The organism is Nitrosomonas sp., from assembly GCF_019752095.1.
In the GTDB taxonomy this organism is placed as follows: Bacteria; Pseudomonadota; Gammaproteobacteria; order Burkholderiales; family Nitrosomonadaceae; genus Nitrosomonas.
In genome coordinates this window covers 118144-133533 of sequence record NZ_JAIEMO010000008.1, presented here as the reverse complement: position 1 = coordinate 133533, position 15390 = coordinate 118144, and the positions used below count along the sequence as shown (strand labels likewise).

Annotated in this window: 13 protein-coding genes and 1 pseudogene; 6 read left to right on the top strand and 8 right to left on the bottom strand. The window is 43.9% G+C overall.

The annotated features are described in order from the left end of the window. The 3 genes and pseudogenes from K2Q13_RS03770 to K2Q13_RS03760 form a co-directional block, all read right to left on the bottom strand. A pseudogene (locus tag K2Q13_RS03770) lies at positions 1 to 302 on the bottom strand (SCO family protein); the annotation flags it as partial. 21 nt (positions 303 to 323) lie between these two features. Then, the gene (locus K2Q13_RS03765) at positions 324 to 2159 is read right to left on the bottom strand and encodes a multicopper oxidase domain-containing protein (RefSeq protein WP_292919327.1); all 1836 of its coding nucleotides are present in this window, start codon (positions 2157 to 2159) and stop codon (positions 324 to 326) included. 688 nt (positions 2160 to 2847) lie between these two features. Beyond that, positions 2848 to 3525 carry a response regulator transcription factor gene (locus K2Q13_RS03760; protein ID WP_292919326.1) on the bottom strand — a complete coding sequence of 226 codons (678 nt, stop codon included), beginning with the start codon at positions 3523 to 3525 and terminating at the stop codon, positions 2848 to 2850. A 388-nt stretch (positions 3526 to 3913) separates the two neighbouring features. Between K2Q13_RS03760 and lysS the strand changes: the two genes are divergently transcribed. Then, the gene (gene lysS, locus K2Q13_RS03755) at positions 3914 to 5419 is read left to right on the top strand and encodes a lysine--tRNA ligase (protein ID WP_292919325.1); all 1506 of its coding nucleotides are present in this window, start codon (positions 3914 to 3916) and stop codon (positions 5417 to 5419) included. Between the two features lie 62 nt (positions 5420 to 5481). Here the strand turns inward: lysS and K2Q13_RS03750 are convergent, their stop codons facing one another. Genes K2Q13_RS03750 through K2Q13_RS03735 form a run of 4 tightly spaced genes read right to left on the bottom strand, consistent with a single transcriptional unit; the run spans position 5482 to position 9321 of the window. Then, the gene (locus K2Q13_RS03750; RefSeq protein WP_292919324.1) at positions 5482 to 6144 is read right to left on the bottom strand and encodes an HAD family hydrolase; all 663 of its coding nucleotides are present in this window, start codon (positions 6142 to 6144) and stop codon (positions 5482 to 5484) included. Beyond that, on the bottom strand, positions 6141 to 6818 hold the full coding sequence (gene hda / locus K2Q13_RS03745; protein WP_292919323.1) for a DnaA regulatory inactivator Hda: 678 nt from the start codon (positions 6816 to 6818) through the stop codon (positions 6141 to 6143). Before hda ends, K2Q13_RS03750 begins: the two co-directional genes overlap by 4 nt. A 38-nt stretch (positions 6819 to 6856) precedes the next feature. After that, entirely contained in the window at positions 6857 to 7921 is a 1065-nt protein-coding gene (locus K2Q13_RS03740; protein WP_292919322.1) for an AI-2E family transporter, read from the bottom strand. Between the two features lie 11 nt (positions 7922 to 7932). Beyond that, the gene (locus tag K2Q13_RS03735; RefSeq protein WP_292919321.1) at positions 7933 to 9321 is read right to left on the bottom strand and encodes an aspartate aminotransferase family protein; all 1389 of its coding nucleotides are present in this window, start codon (positions 9319 to 9321) and stop codon (positions 7933 to 7935) included. 2 nt (positions 9322 to 9323) lie between these two features. On the opposite strand from K2Q13_RS03735, the gene K2Q13_RS03730 reads away from it, so the two are divergent. Then, the gene (locus K2Q13_RS03730; RefSeq protein WP_292919320.1) at positions 9324 to 9488 is read left to right on the top strand and encodes a hypothetical protein; all 165 of its coding nucleotides are present in this window, start codon (positions 9324 to 9326) and stop codon (positions 9486 to 9488) included. Between the two features lie 319 nt (positions 9489 to 9807). After that, on the top strand, positions 9808 to 10902 hold the full coding sequence (locus K2Q13_RS03725) for a hypothetical protein (RefSeq protein WP_292919319.1): 1095 nt from the start codon (positions 9808 to 9810) through the stop codon (positions 10900 to 10902). A 248-nt stretch (positions 10903 to 11150) separates the two neighbouring features. On the opposite strand, the gene K2Q13_RS03720 is transcribed toward K2Q13_RS03725, so the two are convergent. Further along, positions 11151 to 12347: a succinylglutamate desuccinylase/aspartoacylase family protein gene (locus K2Q13_RS03720; protein ID WP_292919318.1), complete on the bottom strand. Its 1197-nt coding sequence runs from the start codon at positions 12345 to 12347 to the stop codon at positions 11151 to 11153. 583 nt (positions 12348 to 12930) lie between these two features. On the opposite strand from K2Q13_RS03720, the gene purM reads away from it, so the two are divergent. From purM to K2Q13_RS03705, 3 genes are read left to right on the top strand one after another with little or no spacing between them, the layout of a single operon-like run. Continuing rightward, positions 12931 to 13989, top strand: coding sequence for a phosphoribosylformylglycinamidine cyclo-ligase (gene purM, locus K2Q13_RS03715; protein ID WP_292919317.1), 1059 nt, complete (start codon positions 12931 to 12933; stop codon positions 13987 to 13989). A 19-nt stretch (positions 13990 to 14008) separates the two neighbouring features. Next, a complete protein-coding gene (gene purN / locus K2Q13_RS03710; RefSeq protein ID WP_292919316.1) occupies positions 14009 to 14647 on the top strand; it encodes a phosphoribosylglycinamide formyltransferase in 639 nt (212 codons plus the stop codon). After that, complete coding sequence (locus K2Q13_RS03705; RefSeq protein ID WP_292919315.1) at positions 14644 to 15366, top strand: DUF3108 domain-containing protein; 723 nt, start codon at positions 14644 to 14646, stop codon at positions 15364 to 15366. Before purN ends, K2Q13_RS03705 begins: the two co-directional genes overlap by 4 nt. Positions 15367 to 15390 lie beyond the last annotated feature (24 nt).

Below are 15390 nucleotides of genomic sequence, written 5' to 3'. Positions count from 1 at the left end.
GATTTCGGACAGATGCCGGAACATTGCGAATACATCATGTTGATCGCCACCACTTTATCGCGGATCAGATCGTCATAGAACCTCACCGCTTCACCTTCATGCGTGTACAGCGTGACGTTTGGAAACGGCGTGGCATCGCCCGCCGGTTTGTATTTGCTGATGTTGGAATTGCGCGTGGATGACTGGTCATCAAAACTCAGTTTTTGCCAAACTGAATTGAGTCCGACCAAACCCAATGCCGCCAATCCCATGCCCGCCAGGATTTCTCTGCGCGAGTTAACCGGTTCATTTTCTTTATTCATGATATAGCCCTCTCTCTTCGTTTAGCCCAGAATGTCCCAACGCACCATCATGGCGTGGTCTTCATGGGTCATATTGTGGCAATGCATCACATATTTTCCTGGAAAATCCCGGAAGCGCATAAATAGTCTTACTTTCTCATTATGTCCCAATCGATAAACATCCTTGCGGCCTTTTTCATATCCTGGCACCGGCACTTCAATTCCACTAACGTAACGATTCAGGATAACTCCTTCTTCGAAGTGAATATGGACCGGATGACTCCAGCCGCCGGATGGATTTTCCAATTCCCAGATCTCAAAACTGCCCTGGGCCATATTCGCGGCAGCGGAATGCACATTCACAAAGCCCCCGTTGATTGCCCACATGCCGTTTTTCCGCTCGAACCGCCAGGTTCTGACCGGAGCAGCCGCAATTTCTGCAGCAGTCGGTCTGCGGATTGGACGCAACTTGGTTGGAACCTGGCTCACATCCGGCTCATCTGGTTCACGATTAACGACAAATTTAACAACCCGCATGCCGGGTCCTTTAATCCCTTTCGGACCGCGCGTGCTGGTTTGTTCCCAGCGATTGACCAGATAAAGCTCGGTACCGAGTGAATACGCAGAAAAATCCACCACGATGTCCGCGCGTTCGGCCACGCCCAATCGAACGTTTTTCCGGTTCAGCAGCGACCTCGGCAGCAGATTGCCATCATTGGAAATATGGATAAAGGTTTGCTGCACATTGTTAGGAGCCACGATATGAAATTGATAGAACCGCGTGGGACCTGCATTGAGAAAACGAAAACGATATTTACGTCTAGCCACTTTCAGAACCGGTTCGATAATGCCATTGACGGTCACCTTATCGCCCAACGTTCCTTCCGGATCAAATTGATCGTGTATTTGTAGCGTATCCGCACCAAAACGCTTATCCTGGAATGCCATCGTATAATCGTAAGCGCCACTGGGCAGCCGCAATGCCTTGGGATTAGGATCATGCTCGTCACCCGAATCGAGTTCATCATAGAGCAAATAGAAACCAGCCAGACCACGCCCTGCGTTGGCCGCGGTAAAATCCAGGCAATGATCGTGATACCACAGCGTTCCTAACGCTTCACGGTAATCGCCACCCACCGGGTTTTTAGCGCTCTTCGGAAATTCATCGTATCCGGCATACACATTGGGATAAAAATGATCCTTCCAGCGCCCTGGGCCGCCCATTGTAGGTCCGGCTTTGGTTGCACTGAAATAATCGCCCGGAAAACCATCGCTCTCCGAAGGCGCATGCAAATTATGCAAATGCATGCTGATCTCCGGTGTACCGAATCCACTATGATTTGCGGGCAACTCATTATGTAAGCGCACAATAATCGGGCGCCCATAGCGTGCATGAATGGTTGGGTTTACCTGATCATCCCCACCTACGTAATTCCATGCCAGTTGTTTCGCATAATCCGGATGAAATTCATGATCCTCTATCGCTTGAACACGAAAATCATAGGTATCCGCTTGATCAGGATAAAGCGGGTGATCACCAAAAAAATGTTCCCAGCGTTGATGATTGGCGCGTCCACATTCTCCATTCGCAGTATTGGCAACGCCTTGTGGAGGCAAAGGATCATTGGCCAGATCAGTCTGCTCCAGCGGCTCTATCACTTCCGGTAGTTCTCTCAGCCAAGGTGTAGTTGGTGGACTGGGTGGTAACGGTTCATCATCAGCAATGCTCTGCGCTGAACTTTTACGCGAAGTTAAAATGGCCGGTGCGGCCAGAATCGTGGCCCCCGTCGTTTTAAAAAACGCACGCCGCGATTCATTTGATGGAGAATCCGAATCAGTGGCGTTGCCCTGACTCGATTCATATTCGTCGGATTTCATAATTTTTCCCTCTCTTAGGTAACGTTATTTTTCTCAAAATCACACTTTGTGTGCGCATTGATTATGTATAGGCCCTGTATAACTTATATTGAAATCCATCAGATCAAAGTAAACTTGATGGACGTCACTTCCTTCCTTAGTGCTTACTAACACTGGCAAATGCCATTTTTTAAATAATCATGCATGCGTAATGAAGATTAGGGAGTTTTTTGACACATAGATAGCTACAAGATGTTAATTCTCTCTGTTAACAATTGTTAACAAGGCTGACTAAAATATGCGCAACTTAGAATATTCTCAACTCACTGTCAGATAAGAATAATATGTAGGATTATTCTTGTGCACAGGAACACCCAATTAGAAAAACAACAGTCATTCTCCAAGTTATATCCCTGCCTCAGCATAACTTCTCAAATCACGTAATTATTGTTTCACTTGAACGCTAATCGCAATAAATAGAGGTATGATATTCTGCTTTGATTTTTATGTTCGCTGGAAGAACCACTGAAGCCAGACCAGAAAAATCCTACTCTCTCTAAGCAATTGATCTTATGTATTCGCCGGTCAGTTTTGTGCAAATCATTCAACTGATAAATAAGGGGTCTCATTATTTCCAGATGAAATGACTATTGAGAATTTAGCAGGTGGTTTACGATTCAATTACGTAATTCATGATGCTGATGGGCGATTAACTCAGCCCTTTTTCCTTGAAGAGAAGCGCCAGCTGTAGACGACTAGAAATATGCAGCTTAGAATAAATACGATTGAGATATACCCGTACCGAACCTTCGGTAATTTGCAATTCCCGTGCGGCCGATTTACTGCTATAACCTTTAGCAATTAAAGCAGCCAGGCACATCTCTCGATTGGACAAATGTTCAGAAACAATTTGATGCGCTGATTCGCGTTGTAAGATTTGTTCGAATGCCATCCTCATGGAGCGGCGATCTAACCATTCGCCTCCTGCATGCACTTTCTTCAAACATTGCGGGACGAGTGAAATCGACATTTCTTTGAGCAAAATACCTTTTATGCCCATTCTAATCAGGTCACAGGTCTCAGTCTGATTGACTGCAGCAGTATATATCACTATTTTGATATCATTTCCAAATGAGGCTTGCACCAGCTTAACTTGATTAAGTCCAGCAACGCCAGGCACATGAGGATCCATCAGCACCATGTCCGGTTTCTTCAGCTTCAATATATCCTCAGCACAATCAGCTGAATTCAATCTTTCCGTAACCTCAAAATCATTGGCGACTTCGAGAATAGAGCTTAATCCAAATAAAACAATCGGATGGGGATCGATCAAAAGAACTTTAATACGATCGACAGACAATATGTTTTGTATCGTTTCAGTAAACATTTATGCCTATAGATTAGCGTAAAGTTAAATATGATCATTATCAGATTCTAGTTGTTAATTTTTCATGAATATACTGATAAGGTTTTGTGAACATTCATGCAACAAACCTACAAAAAACTAGAAAACACCTTATTTATCAGTTAATATCGCATACACTATGAAACGTGAAATGCTGGAAGTTTAGGTTATATCACAACAAAACCCTGTGATAAATTGCACATCTGGGTACACTTCATAAAGAAAGATAAGAGAAATACAAAACCGGACATACTCTGAAAAAACTGCCACCTCAGTCGCATAAAATAACAAAACCCAAAAAACAGTTTTAGTAAACAACCCTATTAAGCAGCAGCCTGACTTAAAGTACATTTTTATACAACACCCTAATATGACTCAAGAAAATCAACCGGTTATCTATGATGAAAATCAGATTATTGCTGAACGCCGCGCCAAACTGACTGAAATACGCCAGACCAATAACGCTTTTCCTAATACATTCAGACGAGATCATTTAACTTCAGAATTATTTAAACAATTTAATGAGCTCTCTAAAGAGCAACTAGAGGAACAACCAACGATTGTAAAAATAGCAGGCCGCATGGTGCTAAAACGCGTAATGGGTAAAGCCAGCTTTGCAACCATACAGGATATGAGCGGGCGCATTCAGTTGTATATCTCGAATGATCACACCGGAGAACCTGTGCACGCAGCATTCAAGCATTACGACTTGGGTGATATCCTGGGCGCACAAGGCACTTTGTTCAAAACCAAAACAGGCGAACTCTCAATTCGGGTCACTGATTTACAATTGCTCACAAAATCCTTGCGCCCATTGCCGGAAAAATTTCATGGTTTGGCCGACCAAGAGCAAAAATATCGTCAGCGTTACCTTGATTTAATTACTAACGAAGAAACACGCAAAGTATTTGCCATCCGTTCCAAAGTAGTCCAGGCCATTCGTGAATTTTTTGTTGAACGCGATTATCTAGAGGTTGAAACACCAATGATGCACTCGATTCCGGGAGGCGCATCGGCAAGACCCTTTTCCACCCATCATAACGCATTGGATATGGCGCTATTTTTGCGCATTGCTCCTGAGCTTTACCTGAAACGACTGGTTGTCGGTGGCATGGAAAAAGTATTTGAAATTAATAGAAATTTTCGAAACGAAGGGATTTCCACGCGGCATAATCCCGAATTTACCATGCTGGAATTCTATGAGGCTTATCAGGATTTTACTTATCTGATGGATTTCACCGAGCAAATGCTCGCGCACGTGGCCAAGCAGGTATTGGGTACCACGCACATTAGCTACCAAGGCAAGACGATGGATTTATCCAAACCGTTCATGCGCCTGACCATCACTCAGGCCATTCAAAAATTTCATCCGGACTACACGACCGAGCAATTGAATGATCGTAATTATTTGATCAAAAAATTGCAGGCATTGAACATTCACTTGAATCCCAACGATGGTATCGGTGGTTTGCAACTTTCGCTGTTCGATGAAACCACCGAGCATCTGTTGTTTGAACCCACCTTTATCGTTGATTACCCAGCAGAAGTATCCCCTTTAGCGCGGCGTAACGACAATAACCCAGGCGTCACCGACCGCTTTGAGCTGTATATCGCCGGACGGGAAATCGCCAATGGATTTTCTGAGCTAAACGATCCGGAAGATCAAGCAGCACGTTTTCAGGAGCAAGCCAAAGCCAAAGATGCTGGCGATAGTGAAGCGATGCATTATGATGCGGACTATATCCGTGCGCTGGAATATGGCTTACCACCCACAGCCGGCGAAGGTATTGGCATCGATCGCCTAGTCATGCTATTGACCGATAGTCCGAGTATTCGCGATGTTATTTTGTTTCCGCAATTAAGACAGGAAGATTAACAAGCCATTGAAAAATGTTTTCGAAGCAGCTAATGCAAGGCAGATAGTTCTCAACGGATCTACTAACGTAAACTGATTATCGGCCAATCATTGCTTTCTGCATGGCTCCTCAGAGTGGGGTCCGGATCTACAGCAACCGGGTGCGTCACTTTGCAAAGCAAGGGCAAATCATTTAGAGAATCACTGTAAAACCAGCTGCGGAGAAACGATAGCCAGGTCAGATTATGCAAATCCAGCCATTTCTCCAATCGCTCAATTTTTCCTTCTCTGAATGATGGTGTTCCAGACACCCGGCCGGTAAACTCGCCATCTTTTTCTTCCGGTTCAGTCGCGATCAAATGACTAATGCCGAGCGCTTGGGCAATCGGGGCCGTAACAAAACTATTAGTGGCAGTAATGATGATGCACAAATCATTATCCAGCATATGCTGTTCGATTAACTGCCGCGTTCCCGGCGCAATCAGCGGCATAATTTTCTTGCACATGAATTCACTGCGCCAAACTTCTAATTGGGCACGTGAATGCCGCGCCAAGGGTTTTAACTGAAAATCCAGAAATTCATGAATATCTAATGTTCCCGCTTTGTATTGCTCATAAAATTCAATATTTTTGGCCTCGTGCAACTCACGATCCAACGCTTTTTTTTCTATCAAAAATTGTGCCCACTGAAAATCACTATCGCCCGCGATTAACGTGTTATCCAGATCAAACAATGCTAAGTTCATGAATCCACCTGTAATAATTCTCTTAATAAAGGTATAGTTATTGGGCGTTGATGGACCAGGGAATAACGATCCAGCGCATCCAATGTCATCATCAACGACGGTAAATCACGTCGGCCGTGCCGTAATAAATAAAGACATATTTCTTGAGACAACATATAACCGCAATCAGTGGCATGCGCCTGCATCGCGAATATTTTTTCTTCTTCCGTTAATTCGTGCACCTGGTACACCAGCCCCCACCCCAGGCGGGTAACCAGATCCTGCCGCATATTCAAATACACCGGTGCAGTAGATCCACTTACCAGCAATAGTGAATGGCCTTCTTCGCGCAGACGATTATACAGACTAAATAATTCGGCCTGACCTGCGGCGTCCAGATAGTCAATATCGTCAATCACGAAACAATCTACCGCATTGTCAACGCAAAAGCGTTGATAATTTTTGGCACAGCCATACATCGCTTTTGTGTTTTTTTGTGTATACGCCATGACGATCGCCTGCAACAAATGACTCTTACCGCAACCAGGGTTACCCCACAAATAAATAAAACGCTCTTTTTCTTCCCCTGACAGAATATTTGCCAGCGTGTGCATCAATTCTGCATTGCGCCCGGGCAGAAAATTCTCCAGCGTAGGTAATGGTAGAGGGTTAATGTCTAACAACATCTGTTGCATGGTAATTGCCTAATCGTCGTAATTCGGTCTAAAAATTCCTACGAATTATACAGATCACTTTCCAAATAGCGCTGTCGCAGATGGCGTAGCCACACCAATATTACTGCACTGACCGGCAACGCCAGTAAGATACCGAAGAAACCGAATAGTTGACCAAATGCCAATAACGCGAAAATAACGATGACCGGGTGCAGCCCAATCCGATCTCCCACCAACCAAGGAGTAATCAACATACCTTCAAGCATTTGACCGATACCAAAAACAGCCCACACCATGATTACACCTTCCCAATCCTGAAATTGCATCATAGCGGCAAAAGTCGCCAACGTTAAGCCTACGATCATCCCCAAATAAGGCACAAACACGAGGATACCCGCCACCAAGCCAATAGGTAGTGCAAATTCCAGTCCTGCCAACCAAAGACCCGTGATATAACAAATACTCATTAATAAGATCACAGACAGTTGTCCGCGCAAAAACTCCGCCAAAATCTGGTCAGTCTCCTGCGCTAACTGAGAAATCTGATCATGCCAATAACGCGGAATCATTTCATCGACAAGTTTGACCAACATATCCCAGTCACGTAACAGATAAAACAACACCACCGGCACCAATAGTAAATTGACCAGAAACTCAACAACTGCCATTCCACCGCTGGTCAAAGAAGGCAACATCTTTGCGGCCACGCCTCCGGCGCTTTTCCAGTGCTCTGAAACAGCTTCCCTTAATACATTCATATCCGGTTGCAGATTGATATCCAGCCTCGATTCCAGCCAAGGGATCACCTGATTTTTAAACATATCCAAATAAACCGGCATTTTATCCAGCAAACGGTTTGCCTCTTTCTCAAACAAAGGCACCATAACCAGAATCAAGGCGGCAAACACGCCAAGCAACAACAGCATGACCAGCACCGCCCCCACTGTCCGCGGTATTTTTCTGCCAGCCATGTGCCTCATCATCGGATTGCAGATATATGCAATCACCGCAGCCAATAGAAAAGGAGTCAGGATTGGGCTGAGCAGATAAATCAACCCGCCTGTCACGCAAGCTAATAACAGCCACCAGAGATAAAGCAGACTTCCGGAATGTTCAGTGCTCATACGGTATAAGTTTAACCAGCTTTTGCTTTTAGCGCATGGCTGGCCAGATTCTTGCCTAGCTCCCAGATAGAGCCAGGTACTTGATGCGTATCCGCAATGGTCTTGGTTAATGCACTGATGATATGGTCGCAATCTTTTTGCGTCAGGGTAAGAGGGGGCAATAGTTTAATCACATTCATACCATGCCCAGCCACTTGCGTCAGGATTCTGTGCTCCTTGAACAATGGAATCGTAACCATTTGGCAGAATAACCCTTTATTGGCTGCTTCCAACATCATCCAGGCGGCTTTCAACGAAAAACTATTCGGTGACTTGAATTCAATTGCAATCATCGAACCTTTGCCACGCGCTCCTTTCAGAAATTCATATTGACCGGTCAACGCATTGATTTTTCCGATCAGATCATTACCAATTCTTGCGCTGTTTTCCACCAGCTTCTCAGTTTTGATCACCTCCAAGCTTGCCAGACCAGCCGCCATCGCCATGTTGTTCTTGGAAAATGTAGATCCGTGCACGACTGCCCGGTCCATGCGGTTAAACACGCTATCCATGATCTCCTGCGTCAGAGCCACTGCGCCGACTGGCACAAAACCGCCGGATAACGCCTTGGCCATGCATACCATATCAGGCTTCACACTCCAGTGTTCAATGGCCCAGAATTTTCCGGTACGCCCAAGGCCGGTTTGAATTTCGTCTGCGACAAACAATGTGCCATATTTTTTACATAAGCGCTCAACCTCAGGCAGATAATTATCATCCGGGATATTTACCCCCTTGCCCTGAATCGGCTCGACAATAAAAGCGGCCACATCGCGATTGCTTAGAGCCTTTTCCAATGCTACGAGATCATTAAATGGAACCGAGCCGCAATCCTGCAACAACGGACCGAAGCCATCCTTAAAAATCTGCTCGCCATTCAGCGACAAAGCCCCCATCGTCAACCCATGATAGGCATGATCACAACAAATAATCCGATTGCGCTTGGTGACGTAACGCGCAAACTTTATCGCTCCCTCAACCGCCTCCGTACCCGAATTACAAAAAAACACCCGCTCTAGATTATCTGGCGTCGTGGCCAAAATCTCCTTGGCCAACAAGCCACTCAGAATCGACACATCCATTTGCACTAAATCGGGCATATCAAGCGCCAATACTTCTTTTAATGCATTGACAATGGTCGGATGGTTGCGGCCAAATGCATACACGCCAAAACCGCTCAACAAATCGAGGTATTCATTACCGTGTTCGTCATACAGATATTGCCCCACCGCGCGTTCATAATTGCGGTCATAGCCAATCGTTTTCAGAACCCTGACCAGCTGAGCATTCAAATACCGATCGTGCAAATCGAATTTATCGGTACGATGTTGTGATAACAGGTTGGCTATACTGAAAGACATGAATGACCTCTGCATTAAAAAAACTGCCAGAAAAACTGGAAGCAAGTGTCTACGGGTTCCCTGAAAGAAAAAAACGAATACCGCCCCATGGCGGTATCACTGCAACAAAAATTAGCTCAGATCATACCATTCATCTGCTTATCTTTGCTGCTAAAAACACAGCATGATAGGTTATTGTGCTCACCAAAATGACAAGTTCATACGGTGAGATCTGATGTAAAGGGATTATAAACTCAATCGACGCAGTGATATTTGGTGCGACAAAATTATGATTAACTAACATACAGAATTCTTCTGTTCAATGGCAACACTTCATTATCAATCCAATTTTCGCTAAAGCCGTGGATATTACTTCCAGAAAATGAGCGTATATAGTATATATTTTATTATTAAGTATTTCTAACTAGAACTAGGATGTAACATATGGTTTGTTCCCCCATGGTTTCTGAGTTGTATGCTAATGAATCTTTACAGAGGAGATGGATCATGGGTCAAATAAAAAGGATCGGCACCAGAATCATTGCGTCCTGCATCCTGGCTACAGTTGTCGGCTGCGCGTCATTTGGATCATGGACTATGACCGGAGAGCGCATTAATTACAATGCTGCACTTCAAATCACTAATGATGAACAACTATTGTTGAACCTGGTTCGGCTCCACTTCATGGATTCTACGGCATTTATTGAAGTCAGCAGCATCACGGCACAATCTTCGTTCCAATCCAGCCTCCAAGGCGGAAGGATAGCGCTTCCTAGTATCGCACCCATGTTCGGCATAACCGGCAACTTAGGCTATTCCACGCAACCAACTTTGGTTTACACACCCCTGCAAGGCGAAAATTTCATTCGCCACCTGATGGCTCCACTTACTATAGAAAGATTAGCCTTGCTCTATCACTCAGGTTGGGATATTGAACACCTGTTCTCTCTATGCTTGATAGAAATCAATGAGATTAACAATATCAGCCGAATGATACATTCCGATTCCATTTCAAATCACGAAATTCATAAATTTGACCGCACAGTGAAGCTACTGAGTAAAATAGACGCTCGTGGCGGACTTGATCTCTTGTTGGGGTCTGATCCAAATGATACTAATCCACAATATTTTTTACATATCAAGACAGACATTCTGGCAAACTCAGAGACACAGAGCATTATTCAACTGCTTGATCTTAACCCTAAACAAACATATTATCGGATAGCATATCCTACCATTCAAGCCGAAAAGGAACCCAGACAGGACACCATATATATAAGGCCTCGCTCAGTGCTTGGTATTATGTATTTTCTTTCGCAATGGGTTGAACATGACCATGGTCATGAGGACGACGGGCACTATGTGACACCACAATTCCCCAATGTGGGAAAACCTCGTAATTTTCCATTTAGCATCAAATCACAATCAGTACGACCAAAACAGGCTGCTGTTGCAGTCTACTACCGTAATCAATGGTTTTACATTGATGATGCTGATCTAGGGTCAAAAAGTATATTTTCTCTTTTGACCCAGATCTTTGCCTTGCAAGCTAGCCCTGTTCCTGTGACACCTCCGGTATTGACGTTACCGGTAGGTCGGTAAGAGATTTTATGAGCTTGTATAAAGGGTCAATTTTCACATGATGATACTTGGATTGGATCAGTCATATGCTTATTTTCTAGTTGCCAGATTAAGCAGTCTTGAGGTCAGGTCTTACATTTGACATCGTTAGACAGTTACAAAATTATTGTGGCCATTTCACTTAAAGAAATTGCGTTAGCTTGTCTTATTGGCAGCTAAAAATACTGCATTGTCACGATTGGCAGAAAATAAACAACTTCAATCTGAATTTATTCTGATTCCGGTACTGTAGATAAATGCTGAACAATCTGTTTCTTAGACGGAATACTAATTATTCTGGCGGTTCTTTCTTCAGATTCCTGGATACCAATATGAAAGCCTGCAAAACCTGGCATAACCACTTGGTCAATCGCCATACCAATAATCCGACCGTTATAAGGTGAGATTATTTCACTGCGCATATTCGTAATGGGGTCTGTGACGATACCCAGGATATCGTTTTTGTTAATCTTATCTCCTAAATTAACATTGCCAAGCAGAATACCGCCATGATTTACGCGCACCCACGCTGAATGATAGTAAATTGAATCCGGGGTTTCTAATGGCTGAGCCGTTTCTAACATATTCATCCTATCCAATAGAGTTTGAATACTTTTAACGCCGTATCGAACGGCCGGTTCTTGCAATGTCATGGATTTTCCTGCTTCTAAAGTCACCGAAGGAATCCCAATATCGACTGCAGCATGGCGCAGCATCCCTATTGAGCCTTCACTATGAAGAATGACAGAGATACCAAAAGACTGAGCAAATTCACCTACGCCCGGTTGCAGTAGATTAGCTCTAACCTGCGGTAGATTGGTTCGATGCGCTGAACCCGTATGCAAATCAACGAGAAAGTTACAATGACTGATGATTTCTTTAAAAAATGAATAGGCAATCCGTGCAGCAGAGCTGCCGTGAGGATTCCCCGGAAAAAAGCGATTAAGGTCGCGGCGGTCCGTCAGATAACGAGAAGAGCGCTGAAATCCTTGCAGATTCACAATCGGCACACCAATGATCGTTCCGGACAATAGTTTAGGATCAGTGCCATAAAGTACACGCCTTACAATCTCAATACCATTTAGCTCGTCGCCATGAATCGCAGCTGTCAAGCACAGCACAGGTCCTTCCTGAGCACCGTTGACGACAAAAATGGGAGTTGGAGTGGAAAGACCATCTGAAGATTGATTAGGCTGCCACGATAACCGCATCGTAGTTGCTGGTGGTACAGCTGTATCCAATAACACAAATGCTGTTTTTGGTTGTTCTAAGAATTCAGATTCGGAAGTATGTGCGGCAGAAGAATCAATTCTGGAATCAGAATCCATAATCAACTCGTTGCTGATGCTATCAGGCTTAAATGTTTGCTGTGAGAACCCATTGATTGCAGTCAATAGAAGGATTAGGCCAACGACTCTTTTTAACATTGCGCAATCACCCTATTAATAAACTACCTGCACTAAAGATTAACGACCTATTTCTTAAGCAACCAAATACTAAATTTAATTACAATATACTGTAATTAAATAGTATTGAAAAATTAAAACAGAGGTTAATTTACATTACAATTCGTTGTGTCATATATATACAACATAATTACTGAACTGACGCAGAGAAACTGAGTAAGCTTTTGTTATTCGATAGACTTTTTATGATGTTGCAGGGATCTTTGTGGCTGGAGCATTGTTAACACCAACATGCACCGCAAACCGAAGTAATAATGTGCTATCCAGTTGATCTCATACATGAGATGTCGGACTTAGGTATTTTATGGGGCGCATTCTCTGAGCAATCGCTAAATGACATACTGCAAAGGCGAAAACAGACAACCGTCAAATCATTAAGCTGCATTTCAGATACGACGCCACACCCACACGAAGTAATACTAAGTGAGCAATATCTGAGCCAATATTCAGATGAATTTTTGCATCCGTCTCATGCACATGTTTCATTTGCGTTAAAATTACAGTTTTAAGCAGCCTTTATTCGGCAACTACGCGAGAACCTAACTTGATTTCCTCTAATTCTGATCATCCTGATGCACAACAATTATCCTATCGTGACGCTGGTGTAGATATCGATGCAGGCGATCAGCTGGTTGCAAATATCAAACCGTTTGCCAAACGCACGTTACGTCCTGAAGTAATCACCGGAATTGGCGGCTTTGGTGCATTGTTTGAAATTTCCAAGAAATATCATAGCCCTGTTTTAGTTTCAGGTACAGATGGTGTAGGCACCAAACTTAAACTGGCTTTTCAGCTTGGCCGACACGACACAATAGGTATCGATCTGGTCGCGATGAGCGTAAACGACATTCTGGTGCAAGGTGCCGAGCCGTTATTTTTCCTCGATTATTTTGCCTGCGGCAAATTGAATGTAGAAACAGCGACTGCAGTTGTTGCCGGTATTGCCAAAGGCTGTGAATTGGCCGGTTGCTCATTAATCGGCGGTGAAACGGCAGAAATGCCCGGAATGTATCCAAATGATGAGTATGATTTGGCTGGATTTGCCGTCGGAATTGTTGAAAAAGACCAAATTATTAGTGGAGCCACGATCCAAACAGGTGACATCTTGCTTGGGCTTGCCTCCAGTGGCGCACATTCCAATGGATATTCGTTGATTCGTAAGATTATTGAGAAAAACCGCATTGACCTATCCAGTGACTTGGATGGAAAAACCATTGCTGAGATTATCATGGCACCAACGCACATTTATGTCCAACCCATATTGAAGCTGATCCAACAATTACCTGTTAAAGGGCTGGCACACATTACCGGCGGCGGATTGATTGAAAATATACCGCGTATTCTGCCTGATCAATTCACGGCCGTATTACACAAAAATTCTTGGGAAATGCCGCCGCTATTTCACTGGCTGCAACAGCAAGGTAATGTTGCAGAATCCGAAATGGCGCGGGTGTTCAATTGCGGAATCGGCATGGTGATTGTGGTTGCTCCCGGTGATGTTGATATTGCAACCCAGAGTCTGCGTGCTGAAGGTGAAACAGTGTGGCAAATTGGTGAAATCAAGTCACGCGCATCTAATCAAACAGCCACTGTTATAGTTTAAAGTATCGCCATTAGAACATATGGAATCACTGGTTATCCTGATCTCCGGCCGCGGCAGTAATATGCAATCACTGCTGGAAGCAAGAGCGCAAATCGATCGCATTACAGTCATCAGTAGCAATCCCGATGCATTGGGTTTAGAAACCGCCAAAAAATATGGTGTTAACACGAACGTGATTGATCACCGCTCCTATGCCGACCGGCAAACATTTGATACTGCACTGGCGAAATGCATTGACGCGCATCAGCCGAAACTGGTTGCGCTGGCTGGCTTCATGCGTATACTGAGCGATCGCTTTGTGCAACATTATCAAGGCCGACTAATGAACATCCATCCTTCATTGTTACCCGCATTCCCAGGTTTAGGAACGCATGCACGCGCACTGCAAGAAGGCATTAGAATCCATGGTTGCACGGTACACTTCGTCACCCCGCAACTGGATCATGGCCCTATTATAATTCAAGCAGCTATTCCTGTATTACCCTGGGATACCGAAGAAACATTAGCCACACGGGTTCTACAGCAGGAACACCATATCTACCCCCGTGCCGTGCGCTGGTTTATGGAAAATCGAATCAAATTAATTGAGAATCATGTTGAAGTACTGGACTCCAGCTTCTGTGAAATTACGCTTTATTCGCCAGGATTATCCGAATGAAATTTATACCTGTAGTTCTTCTACTAGGAATATTAAGTTTTTCAGTTTCTGTTTATGCAACGGATATACCCTCTCGCATTGAAATCAATTATGCCGTGACGACAGATATCGGTGAAGGAGAAATCAATGAGGTGATGGAAATCAAACATACTGACGAAGGCAATAGTTATAGTATTAATAGCGAAGCGCAAGCCACTGGAATTTTCAAACTTTTAGAACCCAATAGGATCATGCGACATAGCGAAGGGATGATTACGGAAGGCGGGTTAAAACCTACTCGCGCTTATGAAAAACGTGGAAAAAAAGAACCTAGCTTAGCTATATTTGATTGGAATAATCACACGATTACTTTAAGCCATGAGAAACGGGAAGTACAAGAAAAATTACCCAAAGATACATTAGATCGGCTAAGTTTATCTTATAATTTTATGTTTACTCCCTTACCTAAGCACCAGGTAGAGCGTCATATTACAAACGGACATAGTTTGGTGTTGTCGCGCTATGCCATCACCAAAGAAACACTCAAAACTCCGATTGGAAAGATGAAAACAATTGTATTGACCCGGCAAGAGGATAAAAACTCCAAGCTTAAAAGAATCGTATGGCTTGCGCTAAACAATCATATGCTGCCTGTTCGCATTGTTTCGACAGAAGAGAATGGCCGTGAAATCGATAAAATAGTCACCGGAATTAATATCAGTTACAAAGCTAATCAATAATTCGATCATTCAGCTACAACTACA

Bases quoted from the DNA above. Each gene is read 5' to 3' on its own strand.
- K2Q13_RS03740 (WP_292919322.1), bottom strand. From the start codon at position 7,921: ATGAGCACTGAACATTCCGGAAGTCTGCTTTATCTCTGGTGGCTGTTA.
- K2Q13_RS03720 (WP_292919318.1), bottom strand. From the start codon at position 12,347: ATGTTAAAAAGAGTCGTTGGCCTAATCCTTCTATTGACTGCAATCAAT.
- K2Q13_RS03725 (WP_292919319.1), top strand. From the start codon at position 9,808: ATGGGTCAAATAAAAAGGATCGGCACCAGAATCATTGCGTCCTGCATC.
- hda (WP_292919323.1), bottom strand. From the start codon at position 6,818: ATGCAACAGATGTTGTTAGACATTAACCCTCTACCATTACCTACGCTG.
- K2Q13_RS03760 (WP_292919326.1), bottom strand. From the start codon at position 3,525: ATGTTTACTGAAACGATACAAAACATATTGTCTGTCGATCGTATTAAA.
- purN (WP_292919316.1), top strand. From the start codon at position 14,009: ATGGAATCACTGGTTATCCTGATCTCCGGCCGCGGCAGTAATATGCAA.
- K2Q13_RS03765 (WP_292919327.1), bottom strand. From the start codon at position 2,159: ATGAAATCCGACGAATATGAATCGAGTCAGGGCAACGCCACTGATTCG.
- K2Q13_RS03735 (WP_292919321.1), bottom strand. From the start codon at position 9,321: ATGTCTTTCAGTATAGCCAACCTGTTATCACAACATCGTACCGATAAA.
- K2Q13_RS03705 (WP_292919315.1), top strand. From the start codon at position 14,644: ATGAAATTTATACCTGTAGTTCTTCTACTAGGAATATTAAGTTTTTCA.
- K2Q13_RS03730 (WP_292919320.1), top strand. From the start codon at position 9,324: ATGACCTCTGCATTAAAAAAACTGCCAGAAAAACTGGAAGCAAGTGTC.
- K2Q13_RS03750 (WP_292919324.1), bottom strand. From the start codon at position 6,144: ATGAACTTAGCATTGTTTGATCTGGATAACACGTTAATCGCGGGCGAT.
- lysS (WP_292919325.1), top strand. From the start codon at position 3,914: ATGACTCAAGAAAATCAACCGGTTATCTATGATGAAAATCAGATTATT.